General features: G+C 59.5%; 17 protein-coding genes and 1 tRNA gene. 13 read left to right on the top strand and 5 right to left on the bottom strand.

The features are described 5' to 3' along the window. Window position 1: 1 nt before the first annotated feature. Window positions 2-78 (bottom strand) — tRNA-Pro (locus tag B6S08_RS10290). 166 nt (window positions 79-244) lie between these two features. Between B6S08_RS10290 and tadA the strand changes: the two genes are divergently transcribed. After that, the gene (gene tadA / locus B6S08_RS10295) at window positions 245-772 is read left to right on the top strand and encodes a tRNA adenosine(34) deaminase TadA (RefSeq protein ID WP_094200723.1); all 528 of its coding nucleotides are present in this window, start codon (window positions 245-247) and stop codon (window positions 770-772) included. Window positions 773-781: 9 nt separating this feature from the next. On the opposite strand, the gene B6S08_RS10300 is transcribed toward tadA, so the two are convergent. The 3 genes from B6S08_RS10300 to B6S08_RS10310 form a co-directional block, all read right to left on the bottom strand. Beyond that, window positions 782-2,269, bottom strand: coding sequence for a Ppx/GppA phosphatase family protein (locus B6S08_RS10300; RefSeq protein ID WP_094200724.1), 1,488 nt, complete (start codon window positions 2,267-2,269; stop codon window positions 782-784). A 6-nt stretch (window positions 2,270-2,275) separates the two neighbouring features. Next, window positions 2,276-4,330 carry a polyphosphate kinase 1 gene (gene ppk1 / locus B6S08_RS10305; RefSeq protein ID WP_094200725.1) on the bottom strand — a complete coding sequence of 685 codons (2,055 nt, stop codon included), beginning with the start codon at window positions 4,328-4,330 and terminating at the stop codon, window positions 2,276-2,278. Window positions 4,331-4,405: 75 nt separating this feature from the next. Then, a complete protein-coding gene (locus B6S08_RS10310) occupies window positions 4,406-4,906 on the bottom strand; it encodes a glycine cleavage system transcriptional repressor (protein WP_094200726.1) in 501 nt (166 codons plus the stop codon). A gap of 156 nt (window positions 4,907-5,062) precedes the next feature. Between B6S08_RS10310 and B6S08_RS10315 the strand changes: the two genes are divergently transcribed. The 11 genes from B6S08_RS10315 to fbaA all read left to right on the top strand — a co-directional run bounded on the left by B6S08_RS10315 (window position 5,063) and on the right by fbaA (window position 18,409). Then, window positions 5,063-7,282 (top strand): ABC transporter permease subunit, encoded by a 2,220-nt coding sequence (locus tag B6S08_RS10315; protein WP_094200727.1) that lies wholly within the window; start codon window positions 5,063-5,065, stop codon window positions 7,280-7,282. A gap of 12 nt (window positions 7,283-7,294) precedes the next feature. Continuing rightward, a complete protein-coding gene (pstA, locus tag B6S08_RS10320; protein WP_094200728.1) occupies window positions 7,295-8,944 on the top strand; it encodes a phosphate ABC transporter permease PstA in 1,650 nt (549 codons plus the stop codon). Between the two features lie 32 nt (window positions 8,945-8,976). Continuing rightward, on the top strand, window positions 8,977-9,795 hold the full coding sequence (pstB, locus tag B6S08_RS10325) for a phosphate ABC transporter ATP-binding protein PstB (protein ID WP_094200729.1): 819 nt from the start codon (window positions 8,977-8,979) through the stop codon (window positions 9,793-9,795). Window positions 9,796-9,807: 12 nt separating this feature from the next. Next, window positions 9,808-10,512, top strand: coding sequence for a phosphate signaling complex protein PhoU (gene phoU, locus B6S08_RS10330; protein ID WP_094200730.1), 705 nt, complete (start codon window positions 9,808-9,810; stop codon window positions 10,510-10,512). Beyond that, complete coding sequence (locus tag B6S08_RS18235) at window positions 10,509-10,808, top strand: hypothetical protein (protein ID WP_141202189.1); 300 nt, start codon at window positions 10,509-10,511, stop codon at window positions 10,806-10,808. The genes phoU and B6S08_RS18235 overlap by 4 nt, the downstream gene beginning before the upstream one ends. Before the next feature lie 76 nt (window positions 10,809-10,884). After that, entirely contained in the window at window positions 10,885-13,062 is a 2,178-nt protein-coding gene (locus B6S08_RS10335) for a malate synthase G (protein ID WP_094200731.1), read from the top strand. A gap of 187 nt (window positions 13,063-13,249) precedes the next feature. Beyond that, window positions 13,250-14,623 (top strand): MFS transporter, encoded by a 1,374-nt coding sequence (locus B6S08_RS10340; RefSeq protein ID WP_094200732.1) that lies wholly within the window; start codon window positions 13,250-13,252, stop codon window positions 14,621-14,623. Between the two features lie 110 nt (window positions 14,624-14,733). Next, window positions 14,734-14,877, top strand: a complete 144-nt coding sequence (locus B6S08_RS18425) for a hypothetical protein (protein ID WP_169716395.1) — start codon at window positions 14,734-14,736, stop codon at window positions 14,875-14,877. A 165-nt stretch (window positions 14,878-15,042) separates the two neighbouring features. Continuing rightward, window positions 15,043-16,053 (top strand): erythrose-4-phosphate dehydrogenase, encoded by a 1,011-nt coding sequence (gene epd, locus B6S08_RS10345; RefSeq protein ID WP_094200733.1) that lies wholly within the window; start codon window positions 15,043-15,045, stop codon window positions 16,051-16,053. Between the two features lie 51 nt (window positions 16,054-16,104). After that, on the top strand, window positions 16,105-17,268 hold the full coding sequence (locus tag B6S08_RS10350) for a phosphoglycerate kinase (RefSeq protein ID WP_094200734.1): 1,164 nt from the start codon (window positions 16,105-16,107) through the stop codon (window positions 17,266-17,268). A 61-nt stretch (window positions 17,269-17,329) separates the two neighbouring features. After that, on the top strand, window positions 17,330-18,409 hold the full coding sequence (gene fbaA, locus B6S08_RS10355) for a class II fructose-bisphosphate aldolase (RefSeq protein ID WP_094200735.1): 1,080 nt from the start codon (window positions 17,330-17,332) through the stop codon (window positions 18,407-18,409). 105 nt (window positions 18,410-18,514) lie between these two features. Here the strand turns inward: fbaA and arcA are convergent, their stop codons facing one another. Continuing rightward, window positions 18,515-19,231: a two-component system response regulator ArcA gene (arcA, locus tag B6S08_RS10360; RefSeq protein WP_094200736.1), complete on the bottom strand. Its 717-nt coding sequence runs from the start codon at window positions 19,229-19,231 to the stop codon at window positions 18,515-18,517. A 407-nt stretch (window positions 19,232-19,638) separates the two neighbouring features. On the opposite strand from arcA, the gene B6S08_RS10365 reads away from it, so the two are divergent. Then, a complete protein-coding gene (locus tag B6S08_RS10365; RefSeq protein ID WP_094200737.1) occupies window positions 19,639-20,130 on the top strand; it encodes a putative 4-hydroxy-4-methyl-2-oxoglutarate aldolase in 492 nt (163 codons plus the stop codon). Window positions 20,131-20,159 lie beyond the last annotated feature (29 nt).

A 20,159-nucleotide genomic window follows, 5' to 3' on the forward strand; every position in this document is an offset into this window, starting at 1 on the left:
TTGGTCGGCGTGAGAGGATTTGAACCTCCGACCCCTGACACCCCATGACAGTGCGCTACCAGGCTGCGCTACACGCCGAATCGGGAGCTACTATAAGGTTCCGCCCGCCCGGCCGCAACCCCCTTTTTTCCTTCCTGAGTGCGTTTGCCGCTTTATTGATCGCAATGGCGCTTTTTTGGGCCAGGGCGGGCCGTGCTTGCAGCCGGGCCGGCTTTTGCCATAATAGCCGCCTTCAGGAGGGGCGATGAACGAGCAAGATGAATACTGGATGCGCCGGGCCATGGCGCTGGCGGCACGGGCCGAACAGGAAGGAGAGGTGCCGGTAGGTGCCCTAGTGGTGCATGAGGGCGAATGTGTGGGTGAGGGCTGGAATCGCTCCATCGGCCATCACGACGCCACCGCCCATGCCGAGATCATGGCATTGCGCCAGGCCGGCGAGCGCCTGGGCAATTACCGGCTGCTCAACAGCACCCTCTATGTCACTCTGGAGCCGTGCATGATGTGCGCCGGCGCCATGGTGCACAGCCGCATACGGCGCTTGGTGTACGGTGCCGCCGACGCCAAGACCGGTGCCGTGGATTCGGTGCTGCAACTGCTGGCCACGCCTGGGCTCAATCACCGTATCGACTGGCAGTCGGGTGTGCTGGCCGAGGCCTGCTCCACCCAACTGAGCGATTTTTTCAAACGCCGCCGAGCGGAAAAAAAGGCCGCCCGCAAGCAGGCGGCCGAACTCCCTGCATCAGTCGACAAGACGGGGGTAAGTGGCGGCTAAGCTGAGGGGTTAAGTCCGCACCAGCGTCAGCTTCCAGCCGGCCCTGTCCTGGTAGGCTTGCTCCCGCTCCAGGGTGGTCAGCAGCAGGGCGTTGTGAGCGCACCAGTCGGCGGGAAGGTGCAGGCGCAGTTCGTCTTCGGCGGCCGGCTTCAGCACCAGAGGTGGCAGCACGCCGTCCTGGCGCCGGCGGTTCAGCGCCACCGCCATACGCAGCAACCTTACCAGTCGCCACAATTGCTGCTCGGGCAGGTAGTTCAGCGGCTCCAACTCGGACAACTTGAGCGCCTTGCGATGGAAGCGCACCAGTGCCGCCAACGCCTTTTGCTGCTCCTGGGTAAACCCGGGCAGATCGGTATTGCCGACGATATAAGCGGAATGGCGATGAACACCGGTGAAGTTGATGTGCAGGCCAATTTCGTGCAGCCGAGCCGCATGACCCAGCAGGTCACCTGAGTTCGCATTCAGCCGCCAGTTATCACATACCTGGACAAATAGTTGTCTGGCGGTGTCCTGCACCCGGTCGGCCTGCTGCCGATCGATGTCGTATTCCCCGGCAAGGGCCTGCAGGGTGTTAAGCTGAATATCGTGATGTTTGGCACGGCCGAAGACACTGTACAGCAGCCCTTCGCGCAGGGCGCCATCGGAAAAGCCCATGCGATCCAGATTGAAACTGTGGTAGATGCCAAGCAGGATGGACAGCCCGGCGGCAATCAAGGGTTTTCGATCCTCACTCAGGCCGGCCATGTCGACCTGATCAATATGCCCGGCCTGTACCAGCCGTTGCTTGATATGCTTCAGGCCGGTCAAGTTAATGACCGGCTCGCCGGTGGCGGCGGTACACATTTCCAACAGTGTCTTGATGGTGCCGGAGCTGCCGAGCACCTGATCCCAGCCCAGGGCCAGATAACGACCCAGTATCGGCACCAGCTGATATTCCGCCGCCTCGATTGCCTGTTGGAAGCGGGCCTCGCTGAGTACACCATCGGCAAAATACTTGCGGGTAAAACTGACACAGCCCATGCTGCGGCTGGAGACCTGACGGCAATCGAAATCCTGGCCGATAACCAGCTCGGTACTGCCGCCACCAATGTCGATCACCAGCACTTGGCCCTGGGTCTGCTGGGTATGCGCCACCCCCTGATAAATCAGCCGGGCCTCTTCGTTGCCACTAACAATATCAATGGGAAACCCCAGCACTTGCTGGCCCCGGCGCACGAACTCCTGGGCATTGACGGCCTCACGCAGGGTATAGGTGCCCGCCACCCTGACACGAGTGGCGTGAAAGCCGTTCAAGCGCTCGCCGAACAGCCTGAGGCAATCCAGTCCTCGGGCCATGGCGTCCTCGCTAAGGCGATTACCATCGTCCAGGCCATCGGCCAGGCGTACCCGCTGTTTCAGCCGGTCGACGATGCGCAGGCCGTCGCCGTGGTAACGGGCGATCACCATATGAAAGCTGTTGGATCCCAGATCCATGGTGGCCACATACTGATCGGTCATGGGCGCTTACTCCTCCAGCGCTTTGAGGTAGTCATAGGTGGCAGTCTGGGAGCGCACCTTGCGCCGGTTGCCCCGGCTGACATAACGGTTGCCCTGGCCGGCGTCCAGCACGCGGGCCTTGGTGGTGTCATTGAGCTGCAGTTCCAGCAAATCCATGACGCGCCGGCGCAAGCTTGGCTCCAGTATGGGCGTGGTGACTTCCACACGAAAGTCCATGTTGCGGGTCATCCAGTCGGCGGAAGAGAGATAGACCCTGGGCTGGCCATTGTTGTGAAACACCATCACCCTGGGGTGTTCCAGATAGCGATCGACAATGCTGATGGCACGAATGCGTTCACTGACCCCGGGCACGCCCGGCAGCAATGAGCACATGCCGCGAATGATGAGATCGACATCTACCCCTGCCTGGCTGGCGGCATAGAGCCGGTGGATTAGCCCCTTGTCGACCAGGTTGTTGAGCTTTAGCACAATGCGTGCCGGCAGGCCCTGGCGGGCGTGGGCGATTTCGGCATCTATCATGGCATACAGCCCTCGGCGCTGGTTGAGGGGAGACACCAGCAGGTGCTGAAACTTGCTGCGGCGATAGGGCTGACGAATAAAGTCGAACACCGCCGCCACTTCCTGGGTGAGTTCCTGATTGGCGGTGAGCAGGGAAAAGTCGGTGTAGATATTGGCGGTTTTTTCGTTGAAGTTGCCGGTGCCGACATGGGCATACTGCACCAGACGGCCTTCTTCCCGGCGAGTGACCAGACACAATTTGGAATGCACCTTGAGGCTGGGCACGCCAAATTCCACCGTGATGCCGGCCTCGGTAAGTTGTTTGGCCCAGTCGATGTTGGCGGCTTCATCAAAGCGGGCGCGCAGCTCGATCACCACGGTCACCTGTTTACCGTTGTTGGCGGCGTCCATCAGTGAATACATGATGCGAGACAGCGACGCTACCCGATACACGTTCATTTTGATGCTGACCACCGCCGGGTCAAAGGATGCCTGACGTACAAACTCGGTGACGTGGCTGAAGCTGTGGTAGGGAAAATACAACAAAATGTCGCGCCGGCGAATGGCGTCAAAGGACGAGGGGCTGTCGCGAAACTCCCGGCACTTGAGTGGCGGCAGTGGCCGGTTGACCAGGTGTTGTCGGCCCACGTTGGGAAAGCCGATAAAGTCCTTGAAGTTGTGGTAGCGGCCACCGGGCATGACGGCATCATGATGCTGTATGTCGAGCTTGTGCAACAGGTTGGCGAGCATGTCGGCGGGCATGTCCCTGTCGTGTACAAAGCGCACCGGCAGGGCGGTCAGCCGTTGCTTGAGGCCGTCGCTCATCTTTTCCAGCAGGCTTTGGTCGAGCTGATCCGACAGATCGTATTCCGCGTCCCGGGTCATCTTGAAGGCGTGGGCCGTGATCTGGTCGTAGTCAAAAAAGCCGGCGAACAGCTCGTTCAGGCACAGGCGAATGACGTTGTCCATGATGATGATGCTTTTCTTGCGCCGGCTTTTGCCCGGCGGCAGCACCACAAAACGGGGCAGTACATCGGTGGGAATCTCCACCAGGGCGTAGTGATGATGGTGGTTCTTGCTCATGCCTACGCAGAGGTAGGTATGCTCATCTTTGAGAAAGTGCACCGGATTGATGCCGGCATTCAGTACGATGGGGGAGAGGTAGGCACGGACCTCGTTTTCAAAATAGCGCCTGAGCCAGTGTTCCTGATCGGGGTCGATCTGGGACTCGTTGAGCAGGAAAATATTCTGCCGGGCCAGGGTGACAATCAGCTCCTTGTAGGTCTCGTCGAAGATTTCTCCCAGCCGTACCACCTTTTGCTGAATTTGTTGCAACAGCGAGGCAGCGCCATTGGTCCGCCCACTGTCGGCGTCTATCATCACCCGGCGCTTGACGTCGGCCACACGCACCCTAAAAAACTCATCCTGATTGTTGGAAAAAATGCCCAGAAAGCGTACCCGCTCGATCAGGGGTACGCTCTTGTCCATGGCCTCCTGCAATACTCGCTCATTAAACGACAGCCAGCTGAGCTCTTTCTCCAGGTACCATTTTTCCGTGCCCATTGTGTTTTCCGGTATTTTTCATTTGTCATTTTTGGCACTGTTTATGACAAACAAGTATGACATTTTTATTACGACTCAAATGAGTTCAATGTCAACGACCAGATCGTCGCTCAGGGCCTCCAGCCGGCTTTGCAGGTCCCCCAGGGTCTGGCCGTGGGGCAAGGTCAGGGTGCTCTGGGCCTCAAACAGCATGATGCCGGTAACGGGCGCCGGGTGGCTGTCGGTTTTCAGGTTTTTCACGCTGATGTTCTGGCTGTTGAGAATATCGGTGACCTCGTCGACGATACCAACCCTGTCGTTGGCGGTCACCGTGAGTTTCAGCTGTTGGCCACGAAGCGCGGAGCCCTGGCCTTCCACCAGTTGCACCTGAAAGTCTGGCAGGGCCTTCAGCGCCTGTTCCAGGCCGGCGCTGTGCTCGGCGGGCACGCGAATTTCCACAATGCCGGCAAAATAACCCGCCAGCTCGCTCATGGCACTGCCCTGCCAGCTGCCGTGGTGTTTGCGAATAAGGGCGGCCAGTTGCCGGACCAGGCCGGTTTTATCGGGGCCGATAAGGGTGGCGACCAGGGTTTTCATGGTTTCTCTCCTTGAATGACATGATCAGTTCACTGTTCAAGATACACGCCGGCACTTTTTTTTACAGGGTTACTTGCGGCTTTTGTGCTCTGTAACAAAACTGTCATTTCCCCGCCATAGAATGCGGGCAACCGAAAAAGCGAACGGAGTGACGATATGTCGGCTCAAACTCAAACCATGGCTCTGTCGGGCAGCCGTAAGCGCTGGCTCAAAGACAGGCTGGCCCAGGCGGGCGTGACCGCAGGCGGCATCGTCGTGCTGGTGGCGCTGCTGCTGATCTTTTTTTACCTGCTGTATGTGGTCAAGCCCATCTTCGATGGCGCCAGCGTGGAGCCTGTGGGCGAGTTTGCCCTGGACGGCGACGGTGCTCCCCTGGTTCTGGGGGTGGAAGAGCAAAACGAGCAGGCATACACCTTCTCCGAAGACGGCACCGTGCATTTTTATTCCCTGCTGGAACAGGGCCGGGTGCTGAGCAGCGTTTCGGTGGAAGGAGAGATCACCACCGCCGCCGCCAGTGACAGCAAGCCGATGGCGGCCTACGGCCTGAGTGACGGTAGCATGCGGGTGCTGGCGCCCAAATTCGATGTCAGCTATCCGGACAATGTGCGTACCATTACTCCCGGCCTGACCTATCCCTTTGGTTCGTCGCCGCTGCAGGTGGACGAGCAGGGCCGGGCGCTGGAGCAACTGAGCTTCGCCACCAATGGCGAAGACCTGCTGGTGGCGGCGGTGGTTGCCGGCGGCGACATCGTACTGACCCGCTTTTCCGGCAAGGAAAATTTTCTCACCGGCGAGCTGGAGCTGAGCCCCACCCAGGTGGCCATTCCCGGCCTGCCGGCGCGGGTGGAGCAGGTGCTGGTCACCCCCAACCTGCGTTTCATGTTCGTTCGCAGCGGCAACGAGGTATCGGTGTATGACGTGCGCAACATCAACAAACTGCGGCTGCGCTCCGTCATTCCCATGAACGCCCGGGGCGGCAACATCTCCGCCATGACGCTGCTGGCCGGCGGTAACTCCCTGCTGGTGGGCAACGATAACGGCGTGGTGTCCCAGTGGTTTGAGGTGGCAAAGGACGGCAAGCGTGAATTTACCTTTATTCGCGAATTCGAGGCTTCCGGTCCGGTGGCGCACATCGCCAACGAGATCAACCGCAAGGGCTTTGTGACCGTCAGCACCCAGGGTGAGGTGGATATTTTCCACACCACCGGAAACAGCCATCTGTTTTCCGAAAAACTGGCCGGCGAGGGCGTGTCTGCCCTGTCCTTTTCTCCGCGCAACAACCTGTTGCTGGTGGCCGAACAGGGCCGGCTGTCCACCTTTGAGGTGGACAATGAACATCCTGAGGTCACCTGGAAGGCGATGTGGACCAAGGTCTGGTATGAAGGCTATCCCGAGCCTCAGTATGTGTGGCAGTCCACCTCCGGCAGCAGCGATTTCGAGGCCAAGCTGAGCCTGGTGCCCATTTCCTTCGGCACCATCAAGGCGGCTTTCTATGCCCTGCTGTTCGCCGTACCCATCGCCATTGCCGGCGCCGTGTATACCGCCTACTTCATGTCTCCCGGGCTGCGCAAGGTGGTCAAGCCCACGGTGGAAATCATGGAGGCCCTGCCTACCGTTATCCTCGGCTTTCTGGCCGGGTTGTGGTTGGCGCCGCTGATTGAAACCCATCTGCCGGGTGTGGTCATGGTGCTGGTGCTGATGCCGGCGGGGGTGCTGCTGACCGCCTTTATCTGGCACCACCTGCCCAAGCACATCAAGAACGCCGTGCCCGACGGCTGGCAGAGCCTGTTGCTGCTGCCGGTGGTATTGCTGGTCGGCTGGGCCTGCTTCGCCTTCAGCCCCGCGGTGGAAAGCGCCTTTTTCGGCGGTGATGCCCGCGGCTTCCTCACCAACGAGCTGGGCATCGGCTTTGACCAGCGCAACTCTCTGGTTGTGGGCATCGCCATGGGCTTTGCGGTCATTCCCACCATCTTCTCCATTGCCGAAGACGCCGTATTCTCCGTGCCCCGGCACCTGACCAACGGTTCCCTGGCGCTGGGCGCCACGCCCTGGCAGACCCTGACCCGGGTGGTGATGCTGACCGCCAGCCCCGGCATTTTCTCGGCGGTGATGATGGGCCTGGGCCGGGCCGTGGGTGAGACCATGATAGTGCTGATGGCCACCGGTAATACGCCGGTGATGGACTTCAGCATCTTCAACGGCATGCGTACCCTGGCCGCCAACATTGCGGTGGAAATGCCGGAAGCGGAGGTGAACAGCTCCCATTACCGGGTGCTCTTCCTGGCAGCCTTTGTGCTCTTTGTGTTCACCTTCCTGTTCAACACGGTTGCGGAGTTCGTGCGTCAGCGGCTGCGTGACAAGTACAGCTCACTGTAAGGGGCGAAACAAATGAGTAAGTGGTTCAAATCAGGTGCGCCCTGGATATGGATGACCGGCGGGGCGGTAAGCCTCAGCCTGGTGGCGGTACTGGGCCTGTTGCTGATGATCGGCTGGCGTGGCCTGACCTATTTCTGGCCGCACACCATCTATGAGTGGCAACTGAGCACGCCCGAGGGCGAGCGTTATACCGTTATCGGTGAAATTCACGACCGCGAGGCCGTGCCGGTGTCCCAGCTACGCGGTGCCGGCCTGGCGCTGGAAGGCGTGACCGAAGACAACCTGACCCGTTACCTGGTCAAAACCGGTAACCGGGAGTTCGTGCCCCTGGACTTTCGCTGGATCCTGGAAACCGACATCGTGTCCCGCAGTGAGCCGGGCCAGCTGGCGGTGATCGAGCGCTCCCACAACGGCAATTTTTACGGCTACGTGGAACGGGTGCTGGAAAATGACAGCGCCGTGGCCGGCGACACCCGCGCGCAGTTGCTGGCCCGTATTGAACGGGTAGACGAACTCAATGAGCGCATGAACGATCTGCAGCGCGGCGATATCGGTGCCATCAACCATCAGCTGGAACGGCTGCGGCTGGAGCAGCGCAAGCTGGAGCTGGATGGCGAGCTCACCGAGGAGGCGCTGGCCGCCATTCAGGCCGAGGAAGCGCAGCTGCGCGCCGACTACCAGGTGCTGGAAAAGGAGCTGTTTGCCCTGCGTGAGGAAGCCCGCCGCGACAGCGTGGTGGTGCGTGACATGCGTGGCCAGGAAGTGACCCTGTCGTTGGGGGATGTGCTGGATGTGGCCTGGCCCAACGACATGAACCTGCTGGCCCAGACCGGACACTGGTTTGGCGAAATGGGCAAGTTCATCAGCGGTGAGCCGCGGGAAGCCAACACCGAGGGCGGCGTGTTCCCGGCCATTTTCGGTACCGTGTTCATGGTGATCCTGATGGCCATTATCGTTACCCCACTGGGGGTCGTGGCCGCCATCTACCTGCATGAATATGCCGGCAAGAACAACCTAACCAAGATCATTCGCATTGCGGTCATCAACCTGGCGGGCGTGCCCTCCATCGTCTATGGCGTTTTTGGCCTGGGCTTCTTCGTGTACATGCTGGGCGGTTCCATCGACAAGCTGTTTTACCCGGAAGCCCTGCCCACGCCCACCTTTGGTTCGCCCGGGGTGCTGTGGTCGGCACTGACCCTGGCTATCCTTACCCTGCCGGTGGTGATCGTCTCCACCGAGGAAGGCCTGTCGCGCATTCCCGGGTCGGTACGGCAGGGCTCCCTGGCCTTGGGGGCGACCAAGGCCGAGACCCTGTGGCGCATTGTGATCCCCATGGCCAGCCCGGCCATCATGACCGGCCTGATCCTGGCCATTGCCCGGGCCGCGGGCGAAGTGGCACCGCTGATGCTGGTGGGCGTGGTGAAGCTGGCACCCAACCTGCCGGTGGACGGCAACTTCCCCTACCTGCATGTGGATCGCAAGTTCATGCACCTGGGCTTTCATATTTATGACGTGGGCTTTCAAAGCCCCAACGTGGAGGCGGCGCGTCCCCTGGTATATGCGACCTCCTTCCTGCTGGTGACGGTGATCGTGGGACTTAACCTGACCGCCATCGGCATTCGCAACCACCTGCGTGAAAAATTCCGCTCGCTGGATCAGTAAACCGGCCGGCCAACGTTTAGAGGTATAGAAACATGATTAACGTCGCTACCCCCCTTGGTCAGGACTCGACCCTGGATGTCAGCCGCCTGAGCGAGGAGCAGACTGCCCTGGAAGTGCGCGGACTCAACCTGTTCTACGGTGCCAAGCAGGCCCTGTTCAACGTGGACATGAAAATTGCCAAGGGCCAGGTTACCGCCTTTATCGGCCCGTCCGGCTGCGGCAAGTCCACCCTGCTGCGCTGTATCAATCGCATGAACGATCTGGTGGAGACGTGCCGCATTGAAGGAGAGATTCTGCTGCACAACCAGAATATCTATGGCAAGGAAGTGGATGTGGCCGCCCTGCGCCGCCGGGTGGGCATGGTATTTCAGCGTCCCAACCCCTTTCCCAAGTCCATTTACGAGAACGTGGTCTACGGCCTGCGGCTGCAGGGCATCAACGACCGTCGCCGACTGGACGAGGCAGTGGAGCGCTCCCTGCGCGGTGCCGCCCTGTGGGACGAGGTTAAGGACCGGCTGCATGATAACGCCTTTGGCCTGTCCGGTGGTCAGCAACAGCGTCTGGTGATTGCCCGGGCCATTGCCATCGAGCCGGAAGTGCTGCTGCTCGATGAGCCCACCTCGGCGCTCGATCCCATTTCCACCCTGGTGATCGAAGAGCTGATCAACACCCTGAAAGAGCAGTACACTGTGGTCATCGTGACCCACAATATGCAGCAGGCGGCGCGGGTGTCGGATCATACGGCCTTTATGTACATGGGTGAGCTTATCGAATATTCCGATACCAACAGCCTGTTCACCACCCCCAGCAAGAAGAAGACCGAAGACTACATCACCGGTCGCTACGGCTAAGGAGCCTTCAGGATGGACAAGCAGAATCTCAACAAGCATATCTCCGGTCAGTTCAACGCCGAGCTGGAAGGGGTGCTCAACCAGGTATTGGTGATGGGCGGACTGGTGGAGCAGCAACTCAACGACGCCATTACCGCCATTCACGACCAAAACATGGACCTGGCGCGCCAGATCGTGGCCAATGACCACAGGGTCAACGCCCTGGAAGTACAGATCGACGAAGAGTGCACCCGCATTATCGCCAAGCGTCAGCCGGCGGCTTCGGATCTGCGTCTGGTGCTGGCCATTATCAAGACCATTACCGATCTGGAACGCATCGGCGATGTGGCCAAGCGTATCGGCATGATGCTGCTCGACAACGCCAACAAGAAGCAGCCGCCGCTGGTGTCGATGGAGAACATGGGCCGGCGTACCGTACGCATGTTGCATGAGTCCCTCGACGCCTTTGCCCGCATGGACGTGGAAGCCGCCATTGAAGTGCACAAGGAAGACGACAAGGTGGACCGGGAGTACGAGTCCATCATTCGCGAGCTGATGACCTTCATGATGGAAGATCCCCGCTCCATTCCCCATGTGCTCAATGTACTCTGGTGTGCCCGTTCTCTGGAGCGGGTAGGGGACCGGGTACAGCATATCTGCGAATACATCATCTATTTCGTCAAGGGCAAGGACGTTCGCCACACCAGTGACGAAGACATTCACAGCATGCTGGATTGAACAGCCTGATCATTGCTGAGATGGCTTTGATTGACACCAAAACGCGCTTCGGCGCGTTTTTTGTTTTTGACGTGGCCGAGGGGAGATGGAAAGGGCCGGCAGATGGGGAGAGGAGAAGGCCCCAGAGCGGATCCTGCCTGATCCTGAAGCAGGGGTATAAAACACTGCGCGTAGACATTATCTCATTGAATTGTATTGGACATTACAAAGTGCGTGATTTTTTATTCACAATTTGTGAAGATCCTGTGACCATAAATCGCAATTCCGCTTTGCCTCCACCGGTCTTCACGAGGTAAACTATCGCTCCCAAGCAATCAGGGTTAGTGATCGGAAGATTGAACACTACTGACAACTAGAATAGAAGAAGCAACTATGACGGAACGTACTCATCTCGGCACTTTGCAAGTCGCTACCGTTCTTCATGATCTGGTAGTAAACGAAATCATTCCCGGTACCGGCGTTGAGCCCGCCGCGTTCTGGAGTGGCATGGAGCAGATCGTCAACGATCTGGCCCCCAAGAACCGCGCCCTGCTGGAAAAGCGTGACGCCCTGCAGCAAAAGATCGACGAATGGCACAATGCCAACGCCGGCCAGCCTCACGATGCTGCTGCCTACAAGCAATTCCTGACCGACATCGGCTACCTGGTGCCGGAAGTGGAAGACTACCAAATCACCACTACCAATGTTGACGCCGAACTGGCCACCCTGGCCGGTCCGCAGCTGGTGGTGCCGGTGAACAACGCCCGTTACTGCCTGAATGCCGCCAACGCTCGCTGGGGCAGCCTGTACGATGCCCTGTACGGCAGCGACGCCATTGCCGAAACCGATGGCGCCGAAAAAACCAAGACCCTGAATCCTCGCCGCGCCGAAAAGGTGATTGCCTGGGGTCGCAACCTGCTGGATCAGGCCGCGCCCCTGGCCACCGGCAGCCACGCCGACGCTACCGCCTATCAGGTAGTGAATGGTCAGCTGCACATCACCCTGGACAACGGTGACACCACTACCCTGGCCGATGCCGACAAGTTCGCCGGTTACAAGGGTGACACCGCCGCCCCGGCTTCGGTACTGGTGCGCAATAACGGCCTGCACATTGAGCTGCAGTTCGATGCCGCCAACCCGGTTGCCCAGCTCGACAAGGCCGGCATCAAGGATCTGATCGTTGAAGCCGCCCTGTCCACCATCATGGACTGCGAAGACTCCGTGGCCGCCGTGGACGCCGAAGACAAGGTTGGCGTATACCGCAACTGGCTGGGCCTGATGAAGGGCACCCTGACCCAGAAGGTGAAGAAGGGCGACAAGGAAATCATCCGCTCCCTGAACCCGGATCGCGAATACCTTAACCCTCAGGGTGAAGCCTTTACCCTGCACGGCCGCAGCCTGCTGTTCGTGCGTAACGTGGGTCATCTGATGACCAACGAAGCGGTACTGGACAAAGACGGCAACGAGGTGCCGGAAGGCATCATCGACGGCCTGGTTACCTGCCTGATCGCCATTCACGATCTTAAAGGTAACGGCAAGTTCCGTAACTCCCGTACCGGCAGTGTTTACATCGTCAAGCCCAAGATGCACGGCCCCGAAGAAGTGGCCTTTGCCGTTGAGCTGTTCGAGCGCATTGAGCAGGTACTGGGTCTGGCCAAGAACACCCTGAAAGTGGGCATCATGGATGAAGAGCGCCGTACCAGCGCCAACCTGAAGTCCGCCATTTATCAGGCTCGCGAGCGAGTGGTGTTCATCAACACCGGCTTCCTGGATCGCACCGGTGACGAAATTCACACCAGCATGGAAGCCGGCCCCGTTGTTCGCAAGGGCAATATGAAGCAGCAGGCCTGGATCCAGTCTTACGAGAACAATAACGTGGACGTGGGTCTGGCCGCCGGCCTGCAGGGCAAGGCGCAAATCGGCAAGGGCATGTGGGCGATTCCCGACAACATGGCCGACATGTTGGAGCAGAAGATCGCCCACCCGCTGTCCGGTGCCAACACCGCCTGGGTTCCGTCTCCGACCGCCGCTACCCTGCACGTGACTCACTACCACCAGGTGAACGTGAAGTCCCGTCAGGATGAGCTCAAGTCCCGTGAACCGGCCAACCTGGATGACCTGTTGACCATTCCGCTGCTGACTCAGGCCGACAGAGATGCCCTGACCGCAGAAGAGATTCAGAACGAACTGGATAACAACGCCCAAGGCATTCTGGGTTATGTGGTTCGCTGGATCGACCAGGGTGTTGGCTGCTCCAAGGTGCCCGACATCAACCACGTGGGCCTGATGGAAGACCGCGCCACCCTGCGTATCTCCGCTCAGCACATCGCCAACTGGCTGCGTCACGGCATCTGCTCCAAGGAGCAGGTAATGGAGTCCATGAAGCGCATGGCCGCCATTGTGGACCAGCAGAACGCCGGTGATCCGCTGTATCGCAACATGGCGCCGGGCTTTGATGGCGTGGCTTTTGAAGCCGCCTGCGCCCTGGTATTTGAAGGCACTACCCAGCCCAGTGGTTACACCGAGCCGCTGCTGCACGCCTACCGTCGCAAGCTGAAAGCCCAGGGCTAACAGCCGCATTCAGGCAAGCTAAAACCCCCGGCCCCAGGCCGGGGGTTTTTGTTTTTGCGGGACCGCCGCGGGGCATGCCTCGAGAAAAGTGATCCATCCCCGATATTGAGCGCTCAAGACTTGTTCAGGGCTGCCGAATGCTGTCACTCTGAACGCCTTTGTTTTCACGTTCAGACCGTTACCCGCCATGATAAAACGTCTGGTCATATCCCTGTCGTCGCTGATCTTCAGCGTCTTTCTGCTGATGGGGGGCAATACCTTCGTGATGACCTTGCTCGGGGTCAATCTCGGACTCAAACAGGTGGAGCCGACGCTGATCGGCAGCATCATGGTGTGCTATTCGGTGGGCTTTATGCTCGGCTCCCTGTACGGACCCGGGGTGATCAAGCGGGTCGGGCACATTCGCGCCTTTGCGGTGTTCAGCGCGGTACTGGCCAGCTCCACGCTGATTTTCCCGCTGACCGACAGCATCATCGTCTGGGCGCTGCTGCGGGCGCTGAGCGGTATTGCCGTGGCCGGCAGTTTTGTGGTGATTGAAAGCTGGTTCAGTGCCGTGGCCAGCAGTGACAACCGCGCCACCCTGTTTTTTGCCTATCAGATCTGCGCCTATTTGGCGGCCACCGCCGGTCAGTTGCTGATTGGCTTTACCGATCCGGCCGCCTTTGTGCCTTTTACCATAGGCGCCATTCTGCTGACCGCCGCCCTGGTGCCGCTGTCACTGACTCGCATGGATGCGCCCACGGTGGAGCACAGCGAACGCATCAGCCTGAGATCCATCGTGCGCAGTGCGCCGGTGGGGTTGGTGGCGGCCCTGTGCAGTGGGGTGCTGATCAGCAGCTTCTACTCCATGGCGCCGGTGTATGCCATTCAGGTGGGATTGCCGGTGGATCAACTGTCCTGGTTTATGGCGGCCTCCATCTTTACCTTTATCCTGTTCGCCTGGCCCCTGGGACGGCTGTGTGACCGCCTTAATCGCGGCACCATCATGCTGGCCATCAACCTGGTTATCGCCCTCAGTGCCGCCGGCGTGATTGTGGGGGGCGGCTATCATATTGGCATTCTTATCGGTTTCTCCGCCCTCTACATGGGCATGGTGGCGTCCATTTATCCGGTGGCGGTGGCCATTACCAACGATCGCATGGAGGCGCACCATATTGTGGCCGCCAGCACCACACTGCTGCTCAGTTACGGCCTCGGCAGCTCGCTGGGGCCACTGTTCAGCTCCGGCATGATGACCTGGCTTGGTCCTCAGGGGCTTTATCTCGGCTGCGGTGGCGTGGCCCTGCTGCTCAGCGGCTACACCCTGTGGTGGCAGTGGCGCACTCCGGCGGTACCGGTGGCCGAGCAGGCCGCTTATATTGCCACTCCGGCAGATACTCCGGGTGTGATCACCGAACTTGACCCCCGTAACGACGAGTTTGTGGACGTGCCCATGGAAGAGGTTTTTCCGGATCTGGAAGAAGAAGCGGTGGCCCAGGCGCAGGCCAGCCAGATGGAGCTGGAGCTGAGTGAGCCGGCGTCGGCGGCCGAGGATGATCTCGAGGCGCAGCCCCGGCCGTGATTGGCATTCATTGTTTAAAGTCTGTACTGTCATCAAACCGTCAATCGGTATGGTTACCCTGAGTTCGGTTTCAATCAGTGAGGACAAGTCCAGTGAATAATGTGCCGCGTATGAGTGCCGTCTCTGCCCCGTCGCCCTGCATCTGGTCGGCGGACGATTGTTACCCTGCCAAAATGCTGCACTGGCTGCAGCAACAGTCTGCCGAGGCCAAGGTGACCCCCGTGCTCACCGAGCCAGAGCTGGAAGTCGTCTGAATTTTGACCCCTGAATGCCGCCCCGGTCGTGCAAACGGCCGGGTTTTTTCTTTTTAGGGCTGCATCACTGCCTTCGCCATTCCCCTTGCTTTCAATCCTCGTTAGACTTGGGCCTGAATTCTGACAACGGGCGCCAAGCCCGCATCCAGCAGGAAGCAGACAGCAATGATTCGACTCGCCATCAACGGTTATGGCCGCATCGGCCGTAGCGTGTTGCGTGCCTTTTACGAGCGCGGCCTGGACCGGCGCATGAAAATCGTGGCCATTAACGAACTGGCCGAGCCCGAGGCCATGGCCCACCTGACCCGCTACGACTCCAGTCACGGCCGCTTTGCCCGGGAAGTCAGCCTGGACCATGAGGGCATGCGAATTGGCGACGATCACATTCGGCTGTGTCATGAGCCCGATGCCGGCCGCTTGCCTTGGGCCGAGCTGGGGGTAGATCTGGTGCTGGACTGCACCGGGGTGCTGTCCAGCCGGGCCGACGCCGGCCTGCACCTGGCGGCGGGAGCGGGGCGCGTGCTGTTTTCCCATCCGGCCGACAGCGACGTTGACGCCACCATTGTCTATGGCGTCAATCACCAGCAGCTCACCGGTGATGAAACCATTGTCTCCAATGCGTCATGCACTACCAACTGCGTGGTGCCCGTGATCGAAACCCTGCATCGCGTGTTCAACATCAAATGCGGCAATATCACCACCATTCACTCGGCCATGAACGATCAGCAGGTGATCGATGCCTATCATCCCGATCTGCGCCGTACTCGCGCCGCCAGCCAGTCCATCATTCCGGTGGATACCAAGCTGGCCAAGGGTGTTGAACGCATATTGCCGCACTTTGCCGGCAAGTTCGAAGCCATTTCCGTGCGAGTACCCACCATCAACGTGACCGCCATGGATCTCAGCATTATTGTGGAAAAACACGCCTCGGTGGACGAAGTCAATCGAGTGCTGCGCGAGGCAGCTCACGGGCCGCTCAAGGGTATTCTCGATTACACAGAAGCACCGCTGGTGTCGGTGGACTTCAATCACGATCCCCATTCTTCCATTATTGACGGCACCCAGACTCGGGTGAGTGATGCCAACCTCATCAAGATGCTGATGTGGTGCGACAATGAATGGGGCTTTGCCAACCGTATGCTGGATACCAGCCTGGCCTGGCTGGCGGCAAGGTAAGCAAATTAACAGATTCGGTTAACAACAGTACTGCCAATTAGAGGACGCATTATGTCTGTCATCAAAATGAATGAACTCGATCTGTCCGGCAAGCGGGTGCTGATCCGTGCCGACCTGAACGTGCCGGTGAAAAACGGCAAGGTCGGCTCCGACGCCCGCATCCTGGCCTCGCTGCCCACCATTGAGGCGGCCATGGCCCAGGGCGCCAAGGTGATGGTGACCTCGCACCTGGGACGTCCTACCGAAGGGGAATATGCCGACGAGTTCTCGCTGCAGCCGGTGGTGGACTACCTGGCCGCCAAGCTGGACGCTCCGGTACGCCTGGCAACCGACTACCTGAATGGCCTGGAACTGGCCGAAGGCGAGCTGGTGGTACTGGAAAACGTGCGCTTCAACAAGGGCGAGAAAAAGGACGACGAAACCCTGTCCCGTCAGTATGCGGCCCTCTGTGATGTGTTCGTAATGGATGCCTTCGGCACCGCCCACCGCGCCCAGGCCTCCACCCACGGTGTGGCCAGGTTCGCCCCCGTGGCCTGTGCCGGCCCGCTGCTGTCCGCCGAGCTGGAGGCCCTGGCCAAGGCCATGGACAAGCCCGCCCGCCCCATGGTGGCCATTGTCGGCGGCTCCAAGGTATCCACCAAGCTGACCGTGCTTGAGTCCCTGTCTCAAGTGGCCGACCAGCTGGTGGTGGGTGGCGGCATCGCCAACACCTTTATCGCCGCCGCCGGCCACTCGGTGGGCAAGTCGCTGTATGAGCCGGAGCTGCTCGACACCGCCAAAAAACTGGCCGCCGAGTGCGCCATTCCCCTGGCCACCGACGTGGTGGTGGGTACCGAATTCTCCGAGCAGGCCGAGGCCGCCATCAAACCGGTGAGCGAGGTCAATGCCGATGACATGATTTTTGATCTCGGCCCCGACTCTGCCGAGGCCCTGGCCAAAATCCTGAAGGAAGCCAAGACCATTCTGTGGAACGGCCCGGTGGGCGTGTTTGAATTCGACCAGTTCGCCCAGGGCACCGAAGTGGTGGCCCGCGCCATCGCCGAGAGCGACGCTTTCTCCATCGCCGGTGGCGGCGACACCCTGGCGGCCATCGACAAGTTCGGCATCAAGGACAAAGTATCCTACATTTCCACCGGTGGCGGCGCCTTCCTGGAGTTTGTGGAAGGCAAGATCCTGCCGGCGGTGGCCATGCTTGAGCAGCGCGCCAAGGACTGAACCCCATTTATTTAACACGGCCGGTTTTACCGGCCGTGAACAAGCTTACAGGAGCAAAACAATGTCCCAGAAAATTTCCGACGTGGTCAAGCCGGGTGTGGTCAGCGGCGATGACATGCAGAAAATTTTTGAAATCGCCAAGGCCAATCAGTTCGCCCTGCCGGCGGTGAACGTGGTGGGCACCGACTCGGTCAACGCGGTGATCGAAGCCGCCGCCAAGGTGAAGTCGCCGGTGATCGTGCAGTTCTCCAACGGCGGCGCCGGCTTTTTTGCGGGCAAGGGCCTCAAGCTGGAAGGCCACCAGGCCGCCATTCTGGGCGCCATTTCCGGCGCCCGCCATGTGCATGCGGTGGCCGAAGCCTATGGCGTGCCGGTGATCCTGCACACCGACCATGCCGCCAAAAAGCTGCTGCCCTGGATTGACGGCCTGCTCGACGCCGGTGAAAAGCACTTTGCCGAGACCGGCAAGCCGCTGTTCAGCTCCCACATGATCGATCTGTCCGAAGAGAGCCTGGAAGAAAACATCGAGATCTGTGCCCAATATCTGGCGCGCATGAGCAAGATCGGCATGACCCTGGAGATCGAGCTGGGTTGCACCGGTGGTGAGGAAGACGGCGTCGACAACACCGGCATGGACAGCTCCCTGCTTTACACCCAGCCGGAAGACGTGGCCTACGCCTACGAGAAACTGAGCGCGGTCAGCGACAAGTTCACCATTGCCGCTTCCTTCGGCAACGTGCACGGCGTGTACAAGCCCGGCAACGTCAAGCTGACCCCGCAGATCCTGGACAACTCTCAGAAGTACGTCTCCGAGAAATTCGGCCTGGCGCCCAAGTCCCTGAACTTTGTGTTCCACGGCGGCTCCGGCTCTTCTGCCGAGGAGATCAAGGAATCTATTGAGTACGGTGTGATCAAGATGAACATCGACACCGACACCCAGTGGGCCACCTGGGCCGGCGTGATGGACTATTACAAGGACAAGGAAGCCTATCTGCAGGGCCAGATTGGTAACCCGGATGGCGACGACAAGCCCAACAAGAAGTACTACGATCCCCGCGTCTGGCTGCGCGAGGGCCAGCTCAGCATGATCGCCCGCCTGGAGCAGGCGTTCCGCGAACTGAACGCCGTCAACGTGCTGTAAGCCACCAGTAAGCGCAAACAAAAATACCGGCCATGAGGCCGGTATTTTTTTAGCTTGTTTGCAGGCCCAATTTTTGGGGCAGTGCCCGGCTTGAGCGGGGCCTTGTCAGCCTTCCAGCTCGCCGCAGAAGCGGTAGCCTTCACCGTGAATGGTGGCGATGATTTCGGGCGTGTCCGGTACCGATTCGAAATGCTTGCGAATGCGGCGAATGGTCACGTCCACGGTGCGGTCGTGGGGTTTGAGCTCACGGCCGGTCATCTTCTTCAACAGCTCGGCACGACTCTGGATCTGGCCCGGATGCTCGCAGAAGTGCACCATGGCACGGAACTCACTGCGGGGCAGCTTGAACATTTCACCGTTGGGGCTGATCAGGGCGCGGCTGTTGATGTCCAGGGTCCAGCCGTTGAAGCGGTAGGCTTCCACCTGCTTTTCTTCTTCCTGGGTATCGGGCGCCTGCATGGTGCGACCCAGCAGGTTGCGGGCGCGAATGGTGAGCTCACGGGGATTGAACGGCTTGGTGATGTAGTCGTCGGCGCCGATTTCCAGGCCCAGGATCTTGTCGACCTCGTTGTCGCGACCGGTGAGGAACATCAGCGCCAGGTTGTGCTGTTCGCGCAGCTCCCGGGCCAGCAGCAGGCCGTTCTTGCCGGGCAGGTTGATGTCCATGATCACCAGGTTGACCTTGTGGCTGGACAGGGCCTTGTACATTTCCTCACCGTCGGTGGCTTCCAGCACGGTGTAACCTTCCGCCTCAAAAATGCCTTTAAGGGTATTACGGGTGACCAGTTCGTCTTCAACGATAAGAATGTGTGGAGTCTGCATGAGCTTACCTGTTCTATGAATGTAAAAATACTGTCGCTGGTACCGGGGTGAAGGCCGTCAACATGGGCCGGCATTGAATGTAACAAGTTTACACCATTCCGCCCATCGCCACGGGCTTGCACCTGTCCCGATACCGTTATTGTTTTTATATGCGTCCCATGCAGTTACTGCGTCATACCCAACAGACTTGAAAACGGGAAGAACAGAGGTCCTTTTAAAAAATTGGTGTTATTTTAACAGTTAACAGGGGCATAACAACAGTTTGCAATGGATAATGTTACATAGTTTTATGAAGGGGCTTGATCCAGGTCAAGCCCGAAATTCATACGATTCCGTGGTTGTTGCCGCAAGGCCCTTGGCGCTTCGGTCAACGTACCGGAACACTGTGTTTGACAACGGAGAATGAAATGCTCGATTTGCTGCCGGATCTGTGTGATGAGCACGCAGACAAAATAAAGGTGCTGGACCCGGTTTTTAAGGACTTTGGAGGTTCGGCCCTGTTCTGGGGACAGGCGGTCACGGTGCGCTGCTATGAAGACAACTCCCGAGTGCGGGAGCTGGTGTCCCAGCCCGGCACCGGCAAGGTGCTGGTGGTGGATGGCGGTGGCCTGCTGCGCTGCGCCCTGATGGGCGACATGCTGGCGGAAAAGGCCCTGGAAAACGGCTGGGAAGGCATTGTGATTCACGGTGCCATTCGTGACGCCGGTACCCTGGGTGCATTGTCGCTGGGCATCAAGGCGCTGGCGGCCTGTCCGATCCGCTCGGAAAAGCGCGGCGAAGGCGTGGTGGACGTGCCGGTCACCTTTGCCGGCGTTACCATACAGCCGGGCGACTATGTGTACGCCGATCTCAACGGCGTGCTGGTGTCCCGCGAGCCCCTGAGCCATCCGCAGCTGTAATTTCTGTGTGAGGGGAAAGGAGACAGGAG

The organism is Oceanimonas doudoroffii, from assembly GCF_002242685.1.
GTDB lineage: Bacteria > Pseudomonadota > Gammaproteobacteria > Enterobacterales > Aeromonadaceae > Oceanimonas > Oceanimonas doudoroffii.